The organism is Pseudonocardia aurantiaca (assembly GCF_039526725.1).
Classification (GTDB): domain Bacteria; phylum Actinomycetota; class Actinomycetes; order Mycobacteriales; family Pseudonocardiaceae; genus Pseudonocardia; species Pseudonocardia aurantiaca.
In genome coordinates, this window is record NZ_BAAAJG010000026.1 from 111,363 (window position 1) to 134,225 (window position 22,863).

Here is a 22,863-nt window from a genome sequence, read left to right on the forward strand (position 1 = left end):
CGCGGGGCGGAACCGGGAGCCGGGCGGGACCGTCCAATCAGGACATGCTCCCGCAGAGCCTCCAGGACCTCATCGCGCGCCAGTCGGGCGTGATCTCCCGGGGCCAGGCGCTCGACGCCGGCCTCACCCCTGCCGCCGTCGACGACCGGCTGCGGCTGCGCCGCTGGCGACCCGTGCACCCCGGCGTCTACCTGGCGGCCGGGCACCCCTGCGACGACGAGGCCCGCGTCAGGGCCGCTGTCCTGTGGGCGGGGCCCGGTGCCGTGCTCTCGGGGCTCGCGGCGGCGTGGTGGCACGGGATGGTCGAGGAGGCGCCGCTTCGGATCACGGTGATCGTGCCGGAGCCGCGGCGCCGCCGCTCCGGCGGCGATCCGGTGATGACCCGGCACCATCGGATCGCCGCCGACGACCTCGAGGAGCGCCGGGGTCTGCCCGTCACGGCGCCTGCGCTTGCCGCTCTCGAGGCGGCGGTCGAGGCCGGAGCCGCGGGCGCGGTGCTGCTCGACCACATGCTGCGGCACCACGTGGCGTTCCCGGAGGTCCGTGCGGCGCACCTGCGCAACCTGGTGGCGCCGGGCTCGACCACCGCCGCCCGGATGCTGCTGGCGGCGGCCGACCGCTCGGCCGCCGCGGCCGAGGACGTTCTGGTCCGGACCCTGCGGGAGGCCGGGGCCCGGGGGTGGCACCGCGGCGTCGTGTCGGCCGGGCGGCCCGCGCCCGTCGTGTTCCCGGCGGCCCGCGTCGCCATCGAGGTGACGGGCTGGGCCTGGCGGCCCGGCGAGCCCGGCCCGGTCGCACGTCCGGGATGGACGGTGCTCCGCTTCTCCTGGGCCGACCTCAGCCGCCGACCAGCCGTGATCTTCGCCACCCTCGATGGCCGGTCAGCCGGTCCGTAACGGGGCCGGGCGCGCCGCTGACCCGGTATGCGAGCCCGTCCCGACCGCCCAACCCCAGCTCAGCACCGTTCGTCGGGGATTCGGACGAGAATCGATCCAGTTGCGCCGATTCATTCCCCTCTGACCCAGGTGAGGCTGTACTCACGCCGGCGCGGGACCACGGTCGGCGTCGGGCTACCGTGAAGTGTGAGCACAGCAGCATCCACTCTCGCGGCTCCCGCGGACCAGTCTCGCGTGACCCGCGAAACGGGCGCGCAGCTGCGCAACGTAGCAATCGTCGCCCACGTCGACCACGGGAAGACCACCCTCGTCGACGCCATGCTCCGCGCCTCCGGCGCATTCGGGGAGCGCGCCGCCGTCGTCGACCGGGTCATGGACTCCGGCGACCTCGAGCGCGAAAAGGGCATCACGATCCTCGCCAAGCACACGGCGATCGACTGGCAGGGGATGACGCTCAACGTCGTCGACACCCCGGGCCACGCCGACTTCGGCGGTGAGGTCGAGCGCGGCCTCTCGATGGTCGACGGGGTCGTGCTCCTCGTCGACGCCAGTGAGGGCCCGCTCCCGCAGACCCGGTTCGTCCTCCGCAAGACGCTCGCCGCCGGCCTGCCGGTGGTGCTCGTGGTCAACAAGACCGACCGCCCCGACGCCCGCTGCGCCGAGGTCGTGAACGAGAGCCTCGAGCTCCTGCTGGAGCTGGCCGACGAGCTGGAGCTCGACGAGTCCACCACGGGCCAGCTTCTCGACCTGCCCGTCGTCTACGCGAGCGGCCGGGCCGGCCGCGCGTCGCGCACCCGCCCCGCCGACGGCGACCTGCCCGCCGACCCTGGCCTCGAGGCGCTGTTCGACACGATCGCCGCGCACGTCCCGCCGCCCGCCGACGACGCCGACGCGCCGCTCCAGGCGCACGTCACCAACCTCGACGCCACCAGCTTCCTCGGCCGGATCGCGCTCTGCCGGGTCCGTGCCGGGGTGATCCGGCGCGGCCAGCAGGTCGCCTGGTGCCAGGCCGACGGCTCCGTCACGCGCGTGAAGATCACCGAGCTGCTTCGCACGGAGGCGCTCACCCGGGTGCCGGCCGAGTCGGCGAGCGCGGGTGACCTGGTCGCCGTGGCCGGCATCGCCGACGTCATGATCGGCGACACACTGGCCGACCCGGAGAACCCGGTGCCGCTCCCGCGCATCCACGTGGACGAGCCGGCCATCGCGGTCACGATCGGCATCAACACCTCGCCGCTGGTCGGCCGCGATGTGCACCCCGGCACCAAGCTCACCGCCCGCCAGGTCAAGGGCCGCCTCGACTCCGAGCTGGTCGGCAACGTCAGCCTGCGCGTGCTGCCCACCGAGCGTCCGGACGCGTGGGAGGTGCAGGGCCGCGGTGAGCTGGCTCTGGCCGTCCTCGTCGAGACGATGCGCCGGGAGGGCTTCGAGCTCACCGTCGGCAAGCCCGAGGTCGTCACGCGCACGATCGACGGCAAGCTGCACGAGCCGTTCGAGCAGCTGTCCTGCGACGTGCCCACCGAGCACCTCGGCGCCGTCACGCAGCTCGTGGCCGGGCGCAAGGGCGAGCTGGGGCAGATGGTCCACGGCGAGTCGCGCGTGCGGCTGGACTACCGCGTGCCATCCCGCGGGCTGATCGGCTTCCGCACCGAGTTCCTGACGATCACGCGCGGAGCCGGCATCGCGAGCCACGTCTTCGACGGCTATGGGCCGTGGGTGGGCGAGCTGCGCACGCGGCTGCGCGGTTCGCTGGTGTCGGACCGCTCCGGGCCCGTCACGGCCTACGCGATCGACCAGCTGGCCGACCGCGGCGTGCTGTTCATCGGCCCCACCACGCTGGTGTATGGCGGCATGGTCATCGGCGAGTACACGCGCGCCGAGGACCTTGAGGTCAACATCACGCGCGAGAAGAAGCTCACGAACATGCGCACGTCCACCAGCGACGAGCTCGTGAAGCTCACACCGCCCACCGTGCTCAACCTCGAGCAGGCCCTCGAGTTCTGCGCCAACGACGAGTGTGTCGAGGTCACGCCGGAGTCGGTGCGCATCCGCAAGGTCGAGCTGGACGCGCACGCGCGGGCGCGGGCGCGGTCCAAGGCCCGCCAGGCGAACTGACCACCGGCGCCCGATCCACGGGTGCGAGGATGGCTCCCGCGGGCGTTGCGCCCGCGGGAGGGAGCGAAGTGTGAGGGTTTCGAAGCGCGGGCCGCTCGCGGCGCGCGCGCTGCAGGTCGTGGCCGGTCTGCTGCTCGCGCTCGTGATGGCGGCGTGCACCAACGCGCCTGTCACACCCCCACCACCCGCTCCCATCCCGACGCCACGGCCCGAGCCGACCAGCCTGGTGGTCGGCGTCGACAACCTCGGCGCCGGCTTCAACCCGCACCTGTTCGCGCACCAGTCGCCCGTCACCACGGCGATCGGCACGCTCGTGCTGCCGTCGGTGTTCCGGCCTGACGCGAGCGGCACCATGCAGCTCGACACGACGATCGCCACGAGCGCGCGCGTGACCGCCACCCAGCCGTTCACGGTGAGCTACGAGCTGAACCTCGAGGCGTCCTGGTCGTCGAACGCACCGATCGCCGCCGAGGACTTCGTCTACCTCTGGGAGCGGATGCGCAGCGAGCCGGGCGTCGTCGACGCCGCCGGCTACCGGCTGATCACCGAGGTGCGTTCGCGGGCCGGCGGCAAGGCCGTCGACGTCGTCTTCTCGAAGCCCTACCCCGCCTGGCAGTACCTGTTCACCGATCTGCTGCCGGCGCACATCCTCAAGGACGCCCCGGGCTCGTGGACGGGCGCGCTCACCGACGGGCTCCCGGTCTCGGGCGGGCCGTTCCGCATCGCGTCCGTTGACCGTGCCCGCGGTGAGATCGTGCTCGCCCGCAACGACCTGTACTGGGACACGCCCGCCGTGCTCGACCAGCTCGTCATCCGCAGGATGGACAGGCAGGTGCTGGCGGCGGGTCTCGCGGCGGGCGACGTGGACGTCGCCCTACCCGCTGCCGACCAGGAAGTCCGCACCGCCCTGTCCGGGGTGCTCCCGCCACCGCGCCTGCAGCTCGCACCCCAGCCGACCGTGACCGAGCTGGTGATGCGCGCCGACGGCGGCCCGCTCGTCGACCCGCGGGTGCGGCGGGGGATCGCCGCCCTGATCGACCGAGAGGCCATCCGCGCCGCCGTGGCGCCCGAGGGGCTGACCGCCGACGCGTTCGGGCTCGCGCCGTCCCAGCCCGGTTACGCCTCCACGGCACCGCCCGACGCCCCCATCCGGCCCGACCCGGCGGCCGCCGATGCGCTCCTGACGAGCGCGGGCTGGACGCGGGACCCCACCACGGGCCGCTGGGAAGTGGCCGGGTCCCCGGTGCAGCTCGTGCTGGGTGCGGCGGCCGAACGGCCGGCCGACCTCGAGGTCGCCCGCATGGTCGCTGCACAGCTCGACGCGGCGGGTGTGGATGTGACGCTAGTGGCACCGCCTGCCGTGCAGCTGTTCGGTCAGGCCTCGGTACCGCCCGTGCCGCCGAGCCCGACTCCCACCCCGACGCCGTCCGCCACACCCGGTCTGGCCACACCGCCGCCGACGACGGACCCCGCGGGCACGCTGACTACGGAGCCCGCGCCGACCACCACGACCCGGCCACTACCGGCGGGTGTGGAGGTGGACCTCATGGTTCTGCCGCGCACTGTCGGTAGCGATCCGGGCTCCGAGCTGGCGTCCGACTACGGCTGCCCGGCGCCCACAGCGCTCGTGCCGAATCCGCCGCGTCCGCCCGGCGGGTTCTGCTTCCCGGCCCTGCAGCCGGCGTTCGACGAGCTGCTGTCGGGCTCCCCGCGGCCGGACACCGCGACGGTCGTGGAGCAGGTGCTGTGGGCGCAGCTCCCCGCATTGCCGCTGTTCCAGCCCATGACGCTCGTGGTGAGCACCCCGACTGCCGACGCCGTGACGAACATCGGGCTCGGTCCACTCGCGACGGGCCCCCTCACTGGGGCCGATCGCTGGCGCAACCCGAACGGGTGACATGATGCCCGCGGACGCGGGGTTACCGGCAGGTAATGATCTCGTGTCCGGACGTTCGGGAGCGGTCACCCTTCGGTCACGATCGGGTCTTCCTGGATGACGGGCGGGAAAGTGCTTCCTACCGTGCCCGGTGATCGGTGCGCCCGTTCATCACCGTGGACAGGCCGCTGTGCACAACCGGGGCGTCCGACCAGGACGGTCCAGTAGAGAGAGGTCATGAGTCGATGACGAGAACGAGGGCAGCGGCGCTTGTCGCGATGTCCGCGGCGGCAGCGATGGTGCTCGCCGCGTGCGGTGGTGGCGGCGGTGGTGGCGGCGGTGGCGGGGACGCGTCGCAGGGTGGCGTGTTCGCGGACTGCGCCACCGACCCCAACAGCTGCAACGCGGTACCTGCCGACCAGTTGCAGCAGGGCGGTCAGCTGACCTTCGCGATCGAGAAGAACATCCCGAACTGGAACCTGAACTCGTCCGAGGGCAACGTCTTCGAGACCGGGCTCGCGGTGAAGTCGGTCCTCCCGTACACCTACTTCACCACCCCGGACCTCAAGAACAACCTCAACACCGACCTGCTCGAGTCGGCCGAGGTCACGAACACCAACCCGCAGACGGTCGTCTACCGGATCAAGCCGGAGGCCGTGTGGTCCGATGGCACGCCGATCACCGCCGACGACTTTGTCTTCAACTGGAAGACCCAGAACGGCCGCGACTGCCCCGACTGCGCCACCGCGGGCAACGGTGGCTACGACCTGGTCACCTCCGTCACGGGTTCCGACGGAGGCAAGACGGTCACCGCCACCTACAGCGGGCCCTACGCCGACTGGAAGAGCCTGTGGGCCTCGTCCGCACCGCTGTACCCCGCGCACATCGCCGCCCAGCATGGTGACCTCAACACCCCGGCGGGTGTCGCGGCTGCCTTCAACTGGCTCGGCGCGACGGTCCCCACCTACGCAGGCGGCCCGTTCCAGATCTCGAACTGGCAGGACAACGTCGCCCTGACGCTGACGCCCAACCCGAAGTGGTACGGCGCGACGAAGCCGAAGCTGGACCAGGTGATCATGCGGGTCATCACCGACGCCACCCAGGAGCCGATCGCACTGCAGAACAACGAGGTCCAGGTCATCTACCCGCAGCCGCAGGTCGACCTCGTGCAGCAAGTGCAGAACATCCCGAACGTCTCGCAGACCCAGGGTCTCGGCCTGACCTGGGAGCACTTCGACCTCAACCTGCAGAACCCGGCTCTGGCCAACGAGGCGCTGCGGGACGCGATGTTCGTGGCGACGAACCGCCAGGACATCATCGACAAGACCGTCGGGCAATTCAACAACGAGGTCACGCCGATGAACAACCACAACTTCGTGCAGGGCCAGGAGGGCTACGAGGATGTCCTGGCGCCCGAGCAGGGCAGCGGCGACATCGAGGCGGCCCGGAAGATCCTCACTGACGCCGGCTACACGAACGTGGCCGAGGGCCAGCAGCTGACCGCGCCGGATGGCCAGGCGGTGCCGCCGCTGCGGCTCCGCTACACCACCGGCAACGCGATCCGGCAGAGCACATGCGAGCTGTTCGCCTCGTACATGCGCCCGCTGGGCATCAACGTCGAGGTCGTGCCTACCGATGACCTCGGTGGCGATCTCGACAGCGGAAACTACGACATCATGCTCTACGCGTGGGTGCAGTCGCCGTTCCCGTTCGGCGGAGCTCAGCAGCTGTGGCTGTCGACCAGTGGCAGCAACTTCGGCGGGTACAACAACCCCGAGGTCGACCGCCTGATCAACGAGGCCGGCGCCGTCGGGGTGACCGACCCTGCGGCCGGGTACGCCCTCCTCAACCAGTCCGACCGGATCCTCTCCGAGGACTCGTACGTGCTGCCGCTCTACCAGAAGCCGACCTTCATCGCGGTGCAGAACAACGTCGGGAACGTCCGGAACAACTCCTCGCTCGACGGTCCCACCTACAACATCTCCGAGTGGGGCCTGCGCACCGGCTGACGCTGGTCCGACCCATCCCGAGGGGGGCCGCTGCTCCGGCGGCCCCCCTCGGGCCAGGGGTAACCTGCCCAGCAATCTCGGCCTACGCCACAAGCGAGCGCCGAACCGACCAGCCGGAAGATCTCAATGCTCGCCTTCGTCGTGCGGCGGATCGCTGTCTCCATCCCGATCCTGCTGATCTCGTCGTTCATCGTCTTCATCCTCGCGTCGCTCTCGGGCAACCCGTTGTCCGGCCTGCTGACGCGCAACCCACCGCCCTCGCCCGAGACGATCGCCCTCGAAGCGCACCGCCTGCGGCTCGATCTGCCGCTGATGGAGCGCTACTGGCTGTGGCTCACGGGCTTGTTCACCGGCGACTTCGGCCCGTCGGTGCAGTCGAACCTCGACGTCGGCGCCGAGGTGTGGCACCGGTTCGGCGTCACCATCCGGCTGATCCTCGTCGCGATGGTCGTCGCGGTCCTGCTCGCCGTCGTCATCGGTGTGATCAGTGCCGTGAAGCAGTACTCGAAGACCGACTACACCGCGACGTTCCTCGGTTTCCTCTTCCTCGCGATGCCCGCGTTCTGGCTGGCCATCCTGCTCAAGCAGTGGGGCGTCGACTTCAACAACGCGGTCGACGAGCAGGTCATCTACACGATCGGCGCCACGTCCGTGCCTCCCCCGGAGGGCTTCTGGGCCCAGGTCGGCGACATCGCAGGGCACATGGTGCTGCCCACCATCTCGCTGGCGCTCATCTCCTACGCCGCGTGGAGCCGCTACCAACGCGCGTCGATGCTCGAGGTGATGAACAGCGACTACGTGCGGCTCGCCAGGGCCAAGGGCCTGTCCCGGCGCCGGGTGATGGTGAAGCACGCGCTGCGCAACGCCCTCATCCCGCTCACCACGGTCACCGCGCTCGACCTCGCGTCGATCATCGGCGGCGCCGTGGTCACCGAGACCGTGTTCCAGTGGCGCGGAATGGGTGACCTGCTGCTCAACGCGATCCGCACTGACGACGTCTACGTGACGATGGCCTGGCTGCTGGTCACGGCGACCGTAGTGATCCTGTTCAACCTGATCGCCGACCTGCTCTACGCCGTCCTCGACCCCAGGATCCGCTATGCCTGAGAGCTCAGCCCCCGTCTCGGCCCCGGCGGCGGGGCCGGGCGCCCCGGCATCGGAGCGCGAGTTCACCGTCGCCGAGCGCAGCCAGTGGCAGCTCGTGCTGCGCCGGTTCCTGCAGCACCGGCTGGCCGTGATCAGCCTCTGCGTGCTGGTCGCGCTGGTGCTGCTGGCCTACGTCGGCGGCGCGCTCTGGCGGTACGACTTCGGTCAGATCACCCCCGACAACTCCGAGCCGCCGTCGCTCGCGCACCCGTTCGGCACCGACTCCGTCGGCAAGGACCAGTTCGCCCAGGTGCTGCGCGGCACGCAGATATCGCTGCAGATCGCGGTGCTCGTCGCGCTGTTCTCCACGCTGGTGGGCACGATCTGGGGCTCAATAGCAGGCTACTTCGGCGGTCGTACCGACACGATTTTGATGCGGATCTCCGACCTCATCCTCACCCTGCCGCTGATCGCGGTGGCCGCGATGCTCTCGCAGAACTTCGGCGGGTCGTGGTGGCTGGTCTCGCTGGTGATCGCCGGCCTGTACTGGGCCTACGTCTCCCGCGTGTCGCGCGGTGTGGTGCTCTCCCTGCGGGAGAAGGAGTTCATCGAGGCAGCGAAGGCGCTCGGCGCCAGCGACGCGCGGATCATCTTCCGCCACCTCGTGCCCAACGCGCTCGGCTCGATCATCGTCAACGCAACGATCCTGGTGGCCACCGCGATCCTGCTCGAGACGTCGCTGTCCTACCTCGGTTTCGGCGTGCGAGTGCCGGACACCTCGCTCGGCATCCTGGTCAGCGAGGCGCAGACGGCGTTGACGACGAGACCGTGGCTCTTCTACTTCCCGGGACTGTTCATCATCTTGATCGCGCTCACCATCAACTTCATCGGCGACGGGCTGCGTGACGCGCTCGACCCGCAGCAGACGAAGGTGCGGCAGTGACCGCCGCGGAGGACCCGCTGGCCGGGCCGGCGTCCAGCCCCAATGGCGCAGCGGCCCCGGCCGGGGATGTGGTGCTGGAGGTCTCCGACCTCACCGTCGGGTTCCCGAGCGACGAGGGCCTGGTCCGCGCCGTGCGCGGCGTGAGCTACGAGCTGCGCAGCGGCGAGGTGCTCGGCATCGTCGGCGAGTCCGGCTCCGGGAAGTCGGTGACGTCGCTGGCGGTGATGGGCCTGCTGCCGGGCAACGCGCGCGTCAGCGGTTCGGTGAAGTTCCGCGGCCAGGAACTGGTCGGTGCGTCCGACGCGGCGATGACGAAGATCCGCGGCCGTCGCGTCGCGATGATCTTCCAGGACCCGATGACGTCGCTGAATCCCGTCTACACGATCGGCTACCAGATCGCCGAGACGCTGCTCGCGCACCACGACGGCATGAGCAAGAACGCGGCGCTCGAGCGGGCGGCCGAGCTGCTCGAGATCGTGCGCATCCCCAACGCTCGGGGGAGGCTGAGCAGCTACCCGCACGAGCTGTCGGGCGGCATGCGCCAGCGCGTGGTGATCGCGATCGCGATGGCGAACGACCCGGACGTGATCATCGCCGACGAGCCGACCACGGCGCTCGACGTCACCGTGCAGGCGCAGATCATGGACGCGCTCGACACGGCGCGGAAGGCCACCGGCGCGGCGATGGTGCTGATCACCCACGACCTCGGCGTGATCGCGGGCCAGGCCGACCGGGTGCTGGTGATGTACGCGGGCAAGCTGGTGGAGCGCGGCTCGGCGGAGGACATCTTCTACACCCCGCGCATGCCCTACACGCTCGGACTGCTGGGCAGCCTGCCGCGGCTGGACCGGGCGTCGGCCCGGCTGACCCCGATCCCCGGCGCCCCGCCGTCTGTGGTGAACATGCCTCCGGGATGCCCGTTCACCCCGCGGTGCCCCCTGGCGCAGCCCGTCTGCGACGAGGTCGAGCCGGAGCTGGCCCCCACCACCAGCCCTGACCACTCCGCAGCCTGCCATTTCTCGCAGGAGTTGGTGGGCCGGGAGGCGCAGGACCTGTTCGAGACGACCGTGAGCGACGCCCACGCGCTCGCCCAGTTCGTCCGCGAGACCGAGGACCAGACCTCATGACCACCACGCCCGTCGCGGCCCCGCCTGTCCTCAGCGTGAAGAACCTCGTCAAGCACTTCCCGGTGCGCTCGCGCGGCCTCCTGCGTAAGCAGGTCGGCGTCGTGCACGCGGTCTGCGGCATCTCCTTCGACCTCGCCGAGCGGGAGACGCTCGGGCTCGTCGGCGAGTCGGGCTCGGGCAAGAGCACCACTGCGCGGGCGCTGCTCAACCTGCAGCCGGCCACCTCGGGCGAGGTGTACTACCAGGGCCGGGAGCTGACGAAGCTCTCCCGCGGCGAGATGCGGGCGCTGCGCCGCGACCTGCAGATCGTATTCCAGGACCCCTACGCCTCCCTTGACCCGCGCATGCCGGTCAACGAGATCGTCGCCGAGCCGCTGCGCATCCACGGCCTCTACGGCAACGACGGCCGTACGGTCGTACGCGACCTCCTGCGCACCGTCGGGCTCAAGCCGGAACACGGCAACCGCTACCCGCACGAGTTCTCCGGCGGCCAGCGCCAGCGCATCGGTGTGGCCAGGGCGCTCGCGCTGCGGCCCAAGGTGCTCGTTCTGGACGAGCCGGTGTCGGCGCTCGACGTCTCGATCCAGGCCGGCGTGCTGAACCTGCTCGACGAGCTGCAGACCGAACTGGGCCTGTCCTACCTGTTCGTCTCGCACGACCTGTCCGTCGTGCGGCACATCGCCGACCGGATCGCCGTGATGTACCTCGGCACGATCGTGGAGATCGGCACGTCCGAGCAGCTGTTCCAGGCTCCCGCGCACCCGTACACGCAGGCGCTGATCTCGGCGATCCCGCTGCCCGACCCGCGCAAGGAGCGGGCCCGGGAGCGGATCACTGCCGTGGGCGACATGCCCAGCCCCGTCAACCCGCCCAGCGGCTGCCGGTTCCGCACCCGGTGCCCCAAGTTCGCGAACGAGCTGAGCGAGGCCGAGCGCCGCGTGTGCGTGGAGGAACCGCCGGAGCTGGTGGACCGCGGCCAGGGCCACCCGGCCGCATGCCACTACGCAGAGGGTAGGACTCTTTTTTAGGAGCGCGCTGAAGAACTCGCTGCGGCGCGCAGGCTCTGCACACCCATACGCGCCGGCCCTGGCGTGAGATGCGCACCAGAGCGAATCCGCCAACTAAAAGCAGCTCCGGTGTCCATCTCACGACCCGCCGGGAAGTGCATGGACGCGCATATGTGTGCAGAGCCTGGGGACCGCCCGCGCATCTCCAGGCTCTGCACACACATACGCACCGACTGGCACCGTGAGATGGACACCAGCGCGATCTAGCCAAGCTCATAAAGCCCTGTTGTGATTTTCACGGACCGTCCGGGCGTGATCGGACGCGTATTTGTGTGCAGAGCCTGTGTTGGGCGGTATCCCTCAGCCGGGCAGCAGGTGCTGTTCCTCCGCGTGGTGACAGGCGCTTCTGTGGTGGCCGCCCGCTCTCGTCAGCAGCGCCGGCTCCTCCTCGGCGCAGATGTCCGTGGCCTTCCAGCACCTGGTGCGGAAGCGGCAGCCGCTCGGCGGGTTCACCGGGCTCGGGACGTCGCCGGTGAGGCGGATCCGTTTGCGTGCGGCCCGCACCCTCGGGTCGGGCACCGGGACGGCCGACAGCAGCGCCTGCGTGTACGGGTGGGACGGCCGGTTGTAGATCTCGTCCTCGGTTCCGATCTCGACGATCTTGCCCAGGTACATGACGGCCACCCGGTCCGACAGGTGCCGCACCACGGAGAGGTCGTGGGCGATGAAGATGTAAGAGAGACCGAACTCGCGCTGCAGGTCGCCCAGCAGGTTCATCACCTGCGCCTGGATCGACACGTCGAGCGCCGACACCGGTTCGTCGCAGATGATCACCTCCGGCCGGAGCGCGAGGGCGCGGGCGATCCCGATGCGCTGGCGCTGGCCGCCGGAGAACTGGTGCGGGTAGCGGTTGATGTGCTCGGGGTTGAGCCCGACCACGTCCAGCAGCTCCTGCACCTTGCGCCGCCGGTCGCCCTTCGGCGCCACCTCGGGGTGGATCTCGAACGGCTCCCCGACGATGTCCCCAACCGTCATCCGCGGATTCAGCGAGGTGTACGGATCCTGCAGGACGATCTGGATCGAGCGGCGCAGTGCCTGCAGCGCCCGGCCCCGTTTGGGGAAGACGTCCTCGCCGTGGAATCGCACCCGCCCGGACGTCGGCGGCTCCAGACGCATGAGCACCTGGGCGAGCGTCGACTTGCCGCAGCCGGACTCGCCGACCACGCCGAGCGTCTCGCCGCGGCGCAGGTCGAACGAGACCCCGTCGACCGCGCGCACGTGCCCGACCGTGCGCTTGAAGACGATCCCGTGCTGCACCGGGAAGTGTTTGACGAGGTCCTCGACCTCGAGGATCGACTCCGTCATGACCCCACCAGTTCGTTTGCGAACAGGCACGCCGACGACCGCGGTCCGGGCAGATCCGCCAGCGGCGGCACCACCTCGCGGCAGAGGTCGACGGCCATCGAGCAGCGCGGGTGGAAGGGGCAGCCCGGCGGGATCCGGGCGAGGTTCGGCGGGAGGCCCTTGATCGCCCGCAGCTCCGTGCCCTTCGTGTCGACCCGCGGGATCGACTCGAGCAGCGCCCGCGTGTACGGGTGGCACGGGTTCGCGTACAACGAGTGGACGTCCGCGTTCTCCACGATCCGGCCTGCGTACATCACCGCGATGCGGTCGGCCACCTCGGCGACCACCCCGAGGTCGTGCGTGATGAGGATGAGCCCCATGTGCCGCTCGGCCTGGATCTCGGCGAGCAGATCCATGATCTGCGCCTGCACCGTGACGTCCAGGGCCGTCGTGGGCTCGTCGGCGATGAGGACGTCCGGGTCGAGCGCGAGCGACATCGCGATCATCACCCGCTGCCGCATCCCCCCGGAGAACTGGTGGGGGTGGTCGCGCACCCGTTGGCGCGCGGCCGGGATGCCGACCTGGTCGAGCAGCTCGACGGCCCGCTTCTCGGCGTCGCGGCGGCTCATCCCGCGGCGGGTGCGCAGCTGCTCGCCGATCTGGAACCCGACGGTGAACACCGGGTTCAACGCCGACAGCGCGTCCTGGAAGATCATGGCGATGTTCTCGCCGCGCAGGTCCCTGCGCCGCTCCGGGGACGCTGTGAGCAGGTCCTCGCCGCGGTAGCGCACCGAACCGCCGGTCACGGCGCCCGGCGGGGTCTGCAGGATCCCCATGACCGTGTTGGCCGTGACGCTCTTGCCGGAGCCCGATTCGCCGAGCACGGCGAGCGTCTCACCGGCGTCCACGTGGTAGTCGACGCCGTTGAGCACCTTGGCCACGCCGTCGCGGGTGCGGAACTCGACGTGCAGGCCGGCCACTTCGAGCAGGTGCGGTTCGAAAGCCTGGTGCTGGTGCATCAGCGGCCCTTCGGGTCGAACGCCTCGCGCACCGCGTCGCCGAGCATCACGAACGCGAGCACCGTGACGGCGAGGAACGCGGCGGGGAACAGCAGCAGGAACGGGGCTACGCGCAGGTAGTCGCGGGCCTCGCTGATCATCACGCCCCACGACACGACCGGCTCGCGCAGCCCGATCCCGAGGAACGAGAGCGTGGCCTCCGCGCCGATGAACGCGCCGAGCGAGATCGTGGCGTAGACCAGCACGGGAGCGAGGCAGTTGGGCAGCATGTGCCGCCAGATCACCCGTGTCGGCCTGGCGCCCAGCGCCCGGGCGGCCCGGACGTAGTCCTGGTCGCGTGCGGCGATCGCGGCCGACCGCATGATCCGCATCGTCACGGGCCACGAGAGCACGGCCATCGTGAGCACCACGAGCGAGGTGATCCCGACGGCGCCGCCGCCGACCGACTCACGGAACGTCGAGAGGATCACGATTGCGCCGAGCACGAACGGAAGGCCGAAGAAAACGTCGGTCACGCGCGAGACCAGGCCGTCGATCCAGCCGCCGTAGAAACCCGCGAGCAGCCCGAACGAGCCGCCGATGAGCACGGTGAGGGTGGTGGCCAGCATGCCGACGATGATCGAGACGCGGGTGCCGTAGATCGTGCGGGCGAATACGTCGCGGCCCAGCAGGTCGTAGCCGAACCACGCCTGCGCGGACGGGGCCTGGCGGCTGCGGGCCAGGTCGCCCGCGGTGGGGTCCGCCGACGTGAAGAGCTGGGGGAAGGCGGCCAGCAACAGCAGGAACGCGATGAGCGCCACCGAGATCAGGAAGAGCGGGCGGCGGCGCAGGTCGTGCCACGCGTCGGAGGCGAGGCTGCGCGGCCGGTCGGGCGCGTCGGCGGGCCCGGCGACCAGCGCGGGGCTCGCCTCGGCTATCGGGCCTGCGGTGCCGAGCGCGCTGGGGTCAGACATAGCGGATCCTCGGGTCGAGAACGGCGTAGAGCACGTCGACCAGCAGGTTCATCAGCAGGTAGACGATCACGAGCAGGACGACGACCCCGGTCACCGTGGCGCCCTCCCTGGTCGCGATGGATCGGAAGATCAGGCCACCGATGCCGCGGATGTTGAAGATGCCCTCGGTGACGATCGCGCCGCCCATCAGCGACCCCAGGTCCACACCGAGGAAGGTGACCACCGGGATCAGCGAGTTGCGCAGCAGATGCACCCCGACGACCCGGCGCGGCTCCAGCCCCTTCGCGACTGCGGTGCGGACGTAGTCGGAGCGGCTGTTCTCGGCGATCGACGTGCGGGTGAGCCGGGCGACGTAGGCCATCGACAGGCTGCCGAGCACGAAGCCGGGCACGACCAGCTCGCCGAACCCCGCCTCGGAGGAGACCGTCGGGTTGATGATCCCCAGCCGCAGGCCGAGCACGGTCTGCAGCACGTAGCCGGTGACGAACACCGGGATCGAGATCAGGAAGAGCGTCGAGACCAGCACGAGGTTGTCGAGGAACCCGCCGGAGCGCAGTCCGGTGAGGATGCCGGCGATCAGCCCGATGATGCCCTCGATCAGCAGCGCGACGATCGCCAGCCGGACCGTCACGGGGTAGGCGTTGGCGATGAGCTCGCCGACCGACGTGCCGGAGAACGTCTGCCCGAAGTCGCCCTGCAGCAGGTTGCCCAAGTAGCGGAAGTACTGGACGAAGACGTTCTCGTCGAGGTTGAACTCCTCGCGCATCCGCGTCACGTAAGCGTCGGGGCAGGCCCGCTCGCCGCACTTGCCCGCGAACGGGTCACCAGGCAGGGCCCAGACCAGGAGGTAGATGAGGAACGTCGTCCCGATGAAGACCGGGACGAGCTGGAGCAGCCGACGGAGGACGTAGCGTCCCACGTTTGTCACCTTCCGGGGGTTGGCCACGGCGTCGTGGGCCGTGGGCGCGACCACGGACGGCGACCGGGCCGGATGGGCCCGGCCGCCGTCATCGGCGCGCGGTCTACTCGGTGACCGTGACGCTCTCCAGGTCGAGCTCGCGGAACGGCGTCACCGTGACGTTCTGCATCCGGTCCGACCAACCGGCCTGGAACGACTGGAAGTACAGCGGGATCGCGGGCATGTCCTGGACGATCATCCGCTCCGCCTCCTGGTAGAGGGCGTTGCTCTCCTCCACCGACGGGGCCGCGTCGGCCCGGGCCAGCAGGGCGTCGACAGCCGGGTTGGTGTACTCGCCGTCGTTGCTCGCCGCACCCGTGCGGTACATCGGGTTGAGGAAGTTCTCGATCGAGGGGTAGTCGGCGACCCAGCCCGTGCGGAAGATCCGCGAGAGTTCCCGCGCGTTGATCGCCGTGCGGAACTCGCCGAACGTCGGCACCGGCACGAAGTTGCACTCCCGGCCGAGCGCCTGGGTGATCGTGACGCAGGTGGCCTGCATCCACTCGGCGTTGCCGGAGTCGGCGTTGGAGGTCAGTTCGATCGGCCCCTGGAAGCCGGTGGCGTCGAACATCTGCCGGGCCCGCTCCGGCTGGTAGGTGCACAGGTCACCGCACTGGTTCGTGGTGCGGCCCGGCACGTTGGGTGCGACGAGCCCGTCGGCGGGTGGTCGGGTGCCTGCGAAGATCTGCTGGTTGACCGCCTCCCGGTCGATCGCCATCGAGATTGCCTGCCGGAGCTGGACGTTCTGGTAGCGCGGGTCGTACAGCGGGAACCCGATGCGCTGCAGGCCGAGGTAGGTCTGCGACACGCTGCGACCGGCCAGGTCGGTCTCGTAGAGGTTGCCTGCGAGGCCCGACGGGGGGATGACCTCGATGAAGTCGAGGTTGTTCGACACGACGTCGGCGTAGGCCGCCTCGGCGCTCTCGTAGAAGCGGAACTCGACCCCGCCGATGCTGGGCTTCGGCGCGCCCGGCCACGGGTCATAGCGCTCGACCATGATGTTCGCGCCTGGCTGCCGGGAGACGTACCGGAACGGCCCGTTGCCGATCGGGTTTGCCTCCCATGCGGCCTGGTCGGTGAAGAACGCGTCCGGCAGCGGCGAGAACGCCCGGTAGCCGAGCATGATCGGGAACACCGCGAACGGCTCGGTCAGGGTGACCTCGAGCGTCAGGTCGTCGACTACCCGCAGGCCCGACATCTCCTGCGCGGGCGGCTGCGGGGCCTGCTGCGGGCCCGAGGCGCCGTCCGGGTCCTCGGCGTTGACCTGGTCGTAGCCCGCGATCTGGGAGAAGAAGCTCGCGTTCTGCTGGCCGTTCGGGGAGTACGCGGTGTAGTTCCACGCGCGGGCGAAGCTCTGCGCCGTGACGGGCGTCCCGTCGTGGAACGTCCAGCCGTCCTTGAGCCGGATCGTGTAGACGCGCGAGTCGGTCGTCTCGATCGACTCGGCCACGAGGTTCGCGGGCTCGGCCGTGCGCGGGTCGTACTCGACGAGCGGGCTGAACAGCGCGTCGATGACCTTCCCGCCGCCCGTCTCGTTGGTGTTGCCGGGCACGAGCGGATTCTCCGGCTCCGTGCTGTTGACGCTGATCGTGACGTCGGTCTGCGCACCGCCGCCCTGAGGGGCCTCGGTCCCGCCGCCCCCGCCGCAGGCTGTGGTGAACAGTGCGACGGAGACCGGTAACGCCATCCAGGCAGATGCTCGTCGTGCTCGCATGGGCTCCCAAATCCTCCGGACGACGCGTACGGGTGATGTGCGCCGTCGCAATCGGGGTGATCGTGTGCGCCGGACAGTAACTGTCCGAATCGTTACGGTAAGGTGCATCAAGGTCACAAATAGGTTGCGTCCTGGGTCTCGTCGTGCCGTCTGCCGCTTCCGTTCTTTATGTCTGGAACCGAAGCCGGAGGATCTTTCTGATCGAGAATTCGCAGGTGGGCGACCCGGTGGGGCGGCAGGCGGTGAAGTCACACGGCTGCCGGGGAGAGCAGCGCGCCGGGCGTCCCGGGCCGAACTCGGATCACACGAAGGTTCCGCATAGTCTCGGGCGGTGACGTCCGACCACCGGCGCAGGTTGGTGCTGGTGCATGCCCACCCTGACGACGAGACGCTGACCACCGGGGGCACGATCGCGCGCTACGCAGCAGAGCCCGGCACGTCCGTCACGCTGGTGACGTGCACGCTCGGCGAGCAGGGCGAGATCATCCCGCCCCACCTCGCGGAGCTGGCGGCCGGTCGCGGCGACCAGCTCGGCGGCTACCGCGTCGGCGAGCTGGCGGCGGCGGCCAGGGCGCTCGGCCTCACCGACCAGCGCTTTCTCGGCGGCGCCGGCCGCTGGCGTGACTCCGGCATGGCACTCGCCGGCCACGGTGTCCGGGCCGCCACGCCGGAGCACCTGCATCCACGCGCGTTCGCGCAGCCGGGCGCGTTCGACGAGCAGGTGGACGCGCTGGTCGCCGTGCTGGAGGAGGTGCGCCCGCAGGTCGTCGTCACGTACGCCGCCGACGGCGGGTACGGCCACCCGGACCACGTCAGGGCGCACGAGATCACGGTCGCCGCGCTGCAGCAGGCGCCGGCCCGGTTGTTCTGCACCGTGGTCGGCCGCTCTACGCTCGACGCCGGGCTCGCCCGGCTTGCCGAGACCGACGGCCTGCCGTTCCGGATGCCCGCCACCGACGAGCTGCCCAGCGTCCCGCAAGCCTCGATCGGCACGCGGATCGACGTCGCGGCCCAGCGCCCGGCCCGGCTCGCCGCGCTGCGGGCGCACGCCACGCAGGTCGCCCTGTGGGACCGCGGTGCCGGCCGGGACGGGGTGACCGCGTTCGCGATGAGCAACCTGGTGGCGCAGCCTCTCCTCGAGGTGGAGGAGTACCTCTCGGCCGAGGGTGCCCCGACCGACGACCTGTTCGGGAGATCTGGTGAGTGAGCGGACTAGCGAGCAGGTCAGCCACGAGCCCGCCGACGAGGAGCCGAAGCGCGAGCGCGAACTCCCGAACGGTGCCCTCATCGCGCTTCTGGTGCTCGACGGCGGGCTGCTCGGGGTGTTCGGGCTGGTGTTCACCCCGCTCTACACGAACGGGATCCCGGTCCCCATGGGCGCGGTGCTCTCGTTCCTCGTGCTGCCGTGGCTCGTCGCCAGGGCCGGGGAGATCGACCCGCGACCCGCGGTGGCCGGGGCGCCGCTCACGGCCTGGGCGGTGACGATCGGGGTGCTCGTGATGTTCGGGCCGGGCGGCGACAACATGCTGCTGATCGGCTGGCCGGCGCTGGGGCTCGTCGCCGCGCTACTCGCGGGTCTCTGGTCGCTGCGTGCGGCCGTCGAGCGCGGGTACCGGGGGAGCAGTGGCTGAGGCGATCTCCGACCGCGCGGTCATCGCGATCCTGCGGCCGTTCGTCCGCGCCACCCGGCCGCTGCTCGCCGGGCTGCGTGAGTCGGACCCCTTCGGGCTGCGCACGCGCGTCGCTGCGCCCGACGACCCGGATCGCGGCCTGGGTGAGCGGCTCCTCGATGCGCTCGCGGCCGTCGAGGTGCCGGGCACCGCGGCGTGGGCGGCGATGGACGTGCCGGCCCGCACACGCTGGTGGGTGCGCCGCGTCGGCCGGTTCACCACCCTCCTCGCCGCAATTCCAGGGCTGGGCGGGGCGCTCGCGAAGCGGTTGCCGGTGTCGTCGGTGGTCGGCGCGGCGGGGCAGGGAATGCTGCTCATCGCGATCGCGGGCGAGCACGGCGTGCACGACGAGGACGAGCTCGTCGCGCTGCTCGGCTCGGTGATGTTCCGGCGCCGACTGACCGTCCAGGCGCCGAGCGCGGCCGACGACGCTGAGGCCGACGCCCGCGCGGCCGAGCTGACCGGAGACCTCTCCGAGCCGCGGCCCACGCTCGCCCGCGTGGGACGGGCCGTGTGGCGGCTGGGGCGCGCGCTGCTGGCCGTCGAGGACGAGCTGGACAAGCGCCCGCACGGCAACCTCCTGCACGAGGGCATGAGCTGGTTGCCCGTGGTGGGCGCGGTGGGGAAATACCTCGGTGAGTGGTCCGGCCTCAAGAAGGCGGCGCGCGAAACCCAGAACTGGCTCGATCAGCGAGAAGACGGCACGAGGTAGCGGTACCGGTGGTGCTCGACGTGTCCGAGGCGCCCGTAGAACGCGCGGGCGCCGGTGTTGTGCAGCGCCACTTGCAGCACCGACCACCGGGCACCGTGCTCCTGCGCCCACGCCGCCACGGCGGCAATGAGCACAGTGGCGAGGCCCTGTCGCCTGCCCGACGGGTCTACCTGGAGCAGTGACAGGTGCAGGTGGTCGGCCACCAGGGCCCCGCGCACCTGGCCCAGCGCCGCTCCGGACGGCCCGCGCAGCAGCCCGAACACCGTGCGCGGTTCGCCTTCAGGTGCGATCACCTGCCGCTGCGCCGGCGTGGGAGGCGCACTGAGCGCAAGTTCCCAGAACTCCGCCGACGGGCGCTCGGCCAGCTCGACCCGGGGGTCGTGGGCCCCGGCCAGCGGTGCGACGAGCACGGCCGACTCTGCCCCGGCGGCGTGCGCGGCGTCGAGCACCCAGCCCTGCTCGGCCACGGCCCGTTCCCACGGCGACCCGGCGGGCGCGTGCACCCGGGGCTTGATGCCGTGCTCACGCGCGAACCGGCGCACCTCGGCGAGCGCCTCCGGTACCGGCATCCCCGGGTCGCCGATGGCGAGCGCTGAGTCGGAGCGGCCGGTGTAGCCACCCGCCGCGCGGAGCCGCCACGCGCCGAGTGGTTCGTCGACCGGTGCGGGCCAGGCGTCCGCGCAGAGCCCTTCGAGCCGGGCGACCGCGGCCAGCGGGGCGCGGCGCGGTACCGCGGGCGGTACCGCGCGCACCGCGACGACCGCCGCGCGCTCCACCCGCACCGGCCCGCGCCGCGTCCGTACCAGCACCGCAGCGGGCCCGTCGGCGCTCAGTTCGCCGACGGCGTCGCTGAAGAGCGGCCGCCCGTCGCGCTCGCCGATCCGGTGGCGCAGCGAGACCCGGGCGCCGACCAGCGCGTCAGGGATCTCCACGAGTCCATCCTGCGCCGTCCTTTAAGACCCGTCTCACACCGCCCCGGCTCCCGCTGCGATCGGCCAGCGGGACATACTGTGCGTGTCAGGACGCCCGAGTGGAGGACCACCCCGTGACCTACGTCATCGCCGAGCCATGCGTCGACCTGCTCGACAAGGCGTGTATCGAAGAGTGCCCGGTGGACTGCATCTATGAGGGCGGGCGGATGCTCTACATCCACCCGGACGAGTGCGTCGACTGCGGAGCCTGCGAGCCGGTCTGCCCGGTCGAGGCGATCTACTACGAGGACGACGTGCCCGAGCAGTGGAGCGCCTACACCAAGGCCAACGTCGACTTCTTCGACGAGCTGGGCTCGCCCGGCGGCGCGTCGAAGATCGGCAAGGTCGAGCGCGACGTCGAGCCCGCCCTCAGCCTCCCGCCCCAGCAGCACGACGAGTGAAGCTCGGCCTCCCCGACTTCCCCTGGGACTCCCTGGCCGACGACAACGCGATCGCCGTCGCCCATCCCGGGGGGATCGTCGACCTCTCGGTCGGCACCCCGGTCGACCCGGTTCCGTCCGTCTTACGCGACGCGCTCGCCGGGCCGGCGGCAGACGTCGCCGGCTACCCGACCACGCACGGTCCCGACGCGCTCCGCGAGGCCATCGCGGGCTCGCTGGAGCGCCGGTTCGGCGTCACCGTCGATCCAGTGGCGGTCCTGCCGACGATCGGTTCGAAGGAGCTGGTCGCCTGGTTGCCGACGCTGCTCGGGCTCGGTGCCGGCGACACCGTGGTGATCCCCGAGCTCGCCTACCCGACCTACGAGGTGGGCGCGCGGCTCGCGGGTGCCGAGTTCGTCCGCTCCGACTCGACCGCGGCGCTCGGCCCGCGGCGGGTCGCGCTCGTCTGGATCAACTCCCCGTCCAACCCGACAGGGCGCGTGCTCCCGCGCGAGCACCTGCGCAAGGTCGTCGACTGGGCGCGGGAGCGCGGCGCGGTCGTCGCATCGGACGAGTGCTACCTGTCCCTCTCCGACGGAGCCGCGTCGGTGCTCCACCCCGACGTCTGCGGCGGGTCGTTCGAGGGACTTCTCGCCGTGCAGTCCATGTCGAAGTCCTCGAGCCTCGCCGGGTACCGCGCCGGGTTCGTCACCGGCGACCCGGCGCTCGTCGCGGATCTCCTCGAAGTGCGCAAGCACGCCGGGATGATGGTGCCGCGGCCCGTGCAGGCTGCGATGCAGGCCGCCGCGTCCGACGACGCGCACGTGGCCGCCCAGGCCGCGATCTACGCCCGGCGGCGCGCGCAGCTGCGGGTTGCTCTCGAGGCTGCCGGCATGCGGATCGACCACTCCGAGGCGGGCCTCTACCTCTGGGCAACCGCGGGCGAGCCGTCCCGCACGACGGTCCGTCGACTCGCGCTGCTGGGGATCCTGGTGGCGCCGGGCGAGTTCTACGGCCCGGCGGGCGAGCAGCACGTGCGGGTGGCGGTCACAGCCACCGACGAGCGCATCGGCGCAGCGGTGGAGCGCCTCGCGGGGCTCTGACCGACCCCGGGGATTGGCGTCAGAGGGCGGCGCCGTGCTCCGCCACCGCAGACCACGCCGCCCGCCACTCGCCGCGCTTCACGTCGGCCCTCGTACGCTCGCGCTCCACGAGCCGGCCCGCGACGAACACGACGTGGGCGTCGATCGTCTCGCCGAGCCCGTCCAGCAGCTCCCGGATGCGCTGCTCAGCCACACAGGCGTCCTGGTGGTCGCCGAGCACCTCCTGCAGCTCGCTGGTGGCCTCGAGCAACTTCTTCACCGTGACGCCCGCCGCTGTGCCCTTCAACGCCGACCGAACAAGCTCGCCGGTGTAGCGCACGCGCTTCGCGCGGATGCGCAGCGCGTGCAGCACCTCGTCGGCGGGATCCTCCCCGGCCCGCTCGACGGCCCGGCTGATCTTGCGGAACTCGACCCGGACCAGCTCGGGCAGCTCGGGCTGCGCCGTCGTGGCCGACGGCGTGGGCAGCGGGAGCCGGATCGCGTCGGCCAGCCGCTCGATCAGGGCGGTGTAGCGCGGCGCCTCGAGGGCCGCCAGCATCTCCACGCGGGCCTCGCCGTGCTCCTGCACGAGCCGCCCGACGAGCACCTCACCCGCCGCCTTCTCCCGCTCGGGCAGCCCGGCGATCTCGCCGCGCAGCCGCAGCAGCATCACGTCGAGGTCCCGCACCGGCCCCAGCGCGCGGCCCAGCCAGCCCAGCTCGGCGCGCAGGCCGTCGGCCCAGGCCGCGTCGAGGAGGGGGCGGGCGGACTTGAGCGACGCGCGCATGCGGCGCACCGCCACCCGCATCTGATGGAGGTCCTCGATGTCGGCGCCGGTGCGGGTGCCGGGGTCGTGCCGCAGCAGCGCCCGCAGCCGCAGGTCCAGCGCCGCCCGCACGTGCTGGGCAGGCGGATCGGACGGAACGGCGGCGAGCGGTGCCGGGAGATTGCGCACGTCGACGGGGAACGGGGTCACGGTGGGCACGAGGATCGAGATTACC

20 protein-coding genes are annotated in these 22,863 nt (G+C 71.2%); 13 read left to right on the plus strand and 7 right to left on the minus strand.

Translation table 11 applies throughout. The features are described 5' to 3' along the window. Window positions 1-44 precede the first annotated feature (44 nt). The 8 genes from ABD143_RS31550 to ABD143_RS31585 all read left to right on the plus strand — a co-directional run bounded on the left by ABD143_RS31550 (window position 45) and on the right by ABD143_RS31585 (window position 11,080). Window positions 45-896, plus strand: a complete 852-nt coding sequence (locus ABD143_RS31550) for a type IV toxin-antitoxin system AbiEi family antitoxin (RefSeq protein WP_343985255.1) — start codon at window positions 45-47, stop codon at window positions 894-896. 234 nt (window positions 897-1,130) lie between these two features. Further along, window positions 1,131-3,011 carry a translational GTPase TypA gene (gene typA, locus ABD143_RS31555; protein ID WP_343985257.1) on the plus strand — a complete coding sequence of 627 codons (1,881 nt, stop codon included), beginning with the start codon at window positions 1,131-1,133 and terminating at the stop codon, window positions 3,009-3,011. A 70-nt stretch (window positions 3,012-3,081) separates the two neighbouring features. Continuing rightward, window positions 3,082-4,908 (plus strand): ABC transporter family substrate-binding protein, encoded by a 1,827-nt coding sequence (locus ABD143_RS31560; RefSeq protein WP_343985259.1) that lies wholly within the window; start codon window positions 3,082-3,084, stop codon window positions 4,906-4,908. Window positions 4,909-5,132: 224 nt separating this feature from the next. Continuing rightward, window positions 5,133-6,896, plus strand: a complete 1,764-nt coding sequence (locus ABD143_RS31565; RefSeq protein ID WP_343985261.1) for an ABC transporter family substrate-binding protein — start codon at window positions 5,133-5,135, stop codon at window positions 6,894-6,896. A 126-nt stretch (window positions 6,897-7,022) separates the two neighbouring features. Further along, window positions 7,023-8,003 (plus strand): ABC transporter permease, encoded by a 981-nt coding sequence (locus tag ABD143_RS31570; RefSeq protein ID WP_343985263.1) that lies wholly within the window; start codon window positions 7,023-7,025, stop codon window positions 8,001-8,003. After that, the gene (locus ABD143_RS31575) at window positions 7,996-8,925 is read left to right on the plus strand and encodes an ABC transporter permease (RefSeq protein WP_343985265.1); all 930 of its coding nucleotides are present in this window, start codon (window positions 7,996-7,998) and stop codon (window positions 8,923-8,925) included. Before ABD143_RS31570 ends, ABD143_RS31575 begins: the two co-directional genes overlap by 8 nt. A 68-nt stretch (window positions 8,926-8,993) precedes the next feature. After that, window positions 8,994-10,052: an ABC transporter ATP-binding protein gene (locus tag ABD143_RS31580; protein WP_343985837.1), complete on the plus strand. Its 1,059-nt coding sequence runs from the start codon at window positions 8,994-8,996 to the stop codon at window positions 10,050-10,052. Further along, a complete protein-coding gene (locus tag ABD143_RS31585) occupies window positions 10,049-11,080 on the plus strand; it encodes an ABC transporter ATP-binding protein (RefSeq protein ID WP_343985267.1) in 1,032 nt (343 codons plus the stop codon). The genes ABD143_RS31580 and ABD143_RS31585 overlap by 4 nt, the downstream gene beginning before the upstream one ends. Before the next feature lie 339 nt (window positions 11,081-11,419). On the opposite strand, the gene ABD143_RS31590 is transcribed toward ABD143_RS31585, so the two are convergent. The 5 genes from ABD143_RS31590 to ABD143_RS31610 form a co-directional block, all read right to left on the minus strand. Beyond that, complete coding sequence (locus tag ABD143_RS31590; RefSeq protein WP_343985269.1) at window positions 11,420-12,424, minus strand: ABC transporter ATP-binding protein; 1,005 nt, start codon at window positions 12,422-12,424, stop codon at window positions 11,420-11,422. Then, on the minus strand, window positions 12,421-13,422 hold the full coding sequence (locus ABD143_RS31595; RefSeq protein WP_343985271.1) for an ABC transporter ATP-binding protein: 1,002 nt from the start codon (window positions 13,420-13,422) through the stop codon (window positions 12,421-12,423). Before ABD143_RS31595 ends, ABD143_RS31590 begins: the two co-directional genes overlap by 4 nt. Next, on the minus strand, window positions 13,422-14,375 hold the full coding sequence (locus tag ABD143_RS31600; protein WP_343985273.1) for an ABC transporter permease: 954 nt from the start codon (window positions 14,373-14,375) through the stop codon (window positions 13,422-13,424). The genes ABD143_RS31595 and ABD143_RS31600 overlap by 1 nt, the downstream gene beginning before the upstream one ends. Next, entirely contained in the window at window positions 14,368-15,294 is a 927-nt protein-coding gene (locus tag ABD143_RS31605) for an ABC transporter permease (protein WP_343985275.1), read from the minus strand. The genes ABD143_RS31600 and ABD143_RS31605 overlap by 8 nt, the downstream gene beginning before the upstream one ends. Before the next feature lie 103 nt (window positions 15,295-15,397). Next, window positions 15,398-17,020 (minus strand): peptide ABC transporter substrate-binding protein, encoded by a 1,623-nt coding sequence (locus ABD143_RS31610; RefSeq protein ID WP_343985277.1) that lies wholly within the window; start codon window positions 17,018-17,020, stop codon window positions 15,398-15,400. A gap of 358 nt (window positions 17,021-17,378) precedes the next feature. Here ABD143_RS31610 and mshB point away from each other — a divergent pair, with 358 nt between their 5' ends. From mshB to ABD143_RS31625, 3 genes are read left to right on the plus strand one after another with little or no spacing between them, the layout of a single operon-like run. Next, window positions 17,379-18,254 (plus strand): N-acetyl-1-D-myo-inositol-2-amino-2-deoxy-alpha-D-glucopyranoside deacetylase, encoded by an 876-nt coding sequence (gene mshB, locus ABD143_RS31615; RefSeq protein WP_343985279.1) that lies wholly within the window; start codon window positions 17,379-17,381, stop codon window positions 18,252-18,254. Then, on the plus strand, window positions 18,247-18,678 hold the full coding sequence (locus tag ABD143_RS31620) for a hypothetical protein (RefSeq protein ID WP_343985281.1): 432 nt from the start codon (window positions 18,247-18,249) through the stop codon (window positions 18,676-18,678). The genes mshB and ABD143_RS31620 overlap by 8 nt, the downstream gene beginning before the upstream one ends. Beyond that, entirely contained in the window at window positions 18,671-19,429 is a 759-nt protein-coding gene (locus ABD143_RS31625; RefSeq protein WP_343985283.1) for a hypothetical protein, read from the plus strand. The genes ABD143_RS31620 and ABD143_RS31625 overlap by 8 nt, the downstream gene beginning before the upstream one ends. On the opposite strand, the gene ABD143_RS31630 is transcribed toward ABD143_RS31625, so the two are convergent. Further along, window positions 19,405-20,361 carry a GNAT family N-acetyltransferase gene (locus tag ABD143_RS31630; protein ID WP_343985285.1) on the minus strand — a complete coding sequence of 319 codons (957 nt, stop codon included), beginning with the start codon at window positions 20,359-20,361 and terminating at the stop codon, window positions 19,405-19,407. The genes ABD143_RS31625 and ABD143_RS31630 overlap by 25 nt on opposite strands. 113 nt (window positions 20,362-20,474) lie before the next feature. Here ABD143_RS31630 and fdxA point away from each other — a divergent pair, with 113 nt between their 5' ends. Next, window positions 20,475-20,801, plus strand: a complete 327-nt coding sequence (gene fdxA / locus ABD143_RS31635; protein WP_169396823.1) for a ferredoxin — start codon at window positions 20,475-20,477, stop codon at window positions 20,799-20,801. Next, on the plus strand, window positions 20,798-21,883 hold the full coding sequence (gene dapC, locus ABD143_RS31640; RefSeq protein ID WP_343985287.1) for a succinyldiaminopimelate transaminase: 1,086 nt from the start codon (window positions 20,798-20,800) through the stop codon (window positions 21,881-21,883). Before fdxA ends, dapC begins: the two co-directional genes overlap by 4 nt. 19 nt (window positions 21,884-21,902) lie before the next feature. Here the strand turns inward: dapC and ABD143_RS31645 are convergent, their stop codons facing one another. After that, entirely contained in the window at window positions 21,903-22,847 is a 945-nt protein-coding gene (locus ABD143_RS31645) for a CHAD domain-containing protein (protein WP_343985289.1), read from the minus strand. Window positions 22,848-22,863: the final 16 nt, after the last annotated feature.

Excerpts from the sequence above, each read along its gene's own strand:
- ABD143_RS31550 (WP_343985255.1), top strand. The coding sequence starts at position 45 with ATGCTCCCGCAGAGCCTCCAGGACCTCATCGCGCGCCAGTCGGGCGTG.
- ABD143_RS31565 (WP_343985261.1), top strand. The coding sequence starts at position 5,133 with ATGACGAGAACGAGGGCAGCGGCGCTTGTCGCGATGTCCGCGGCGGCA.
- ABD143_RS31570 (WP_343985263.1), top strand. The coding sequence starts at position 7,023 with ATGCTCGCCTTCGTCGTGCGGCGGATCGCTGTCTCCATCCCGATCCTG.
- ABD143_RS31575 (WP_343985265.1), top strand. The coding sequence starts at position 7,996 with ATGCCTGAGAGCTCAGCCCCCGTCTCGGCCCCGGCGGCGGGGCCGGGC.
- ABD143_RS31585 (WP_343985267.1), top strand. The coding sequence starts at position 10,049 with ATGACCACCACGCCCGTCGCGGCCCCGCCTGTCCTCAGCGTGAAGAAC.
- ABD143_RS31590 (WP_343985269.1), bottom strand. The coding sequence starts at position 12,424 with ATGACGGAGTCGATCCTCGAGGTCGAGGACCTCGTCAAACACTTCCCG.
- ABD143_RS31595 (WP_343985271.1), bottom strand. The coding sequence starts at position 13,422 with ATGCACCAGCACCAGGCTTTCGAACCGCACCTGCTCGAAGTGGCCGGC.
- ABD143_RS31600 (WP_343985273.1), bottom strand. The coding sequence starts at position 14,375 with ATGTCTGACCCCAGCGCGCTCGGCACCGCAGGCCCGATAGCCGAGGCG.
- ABD143_RS31610 (WP_343985277.1), bottom strand. The coding sequence starts at position 17,020 with ATGGCGTTACCGGTCTCCGTCGCACTGTTCACCACAGCCTGCGGCGGG.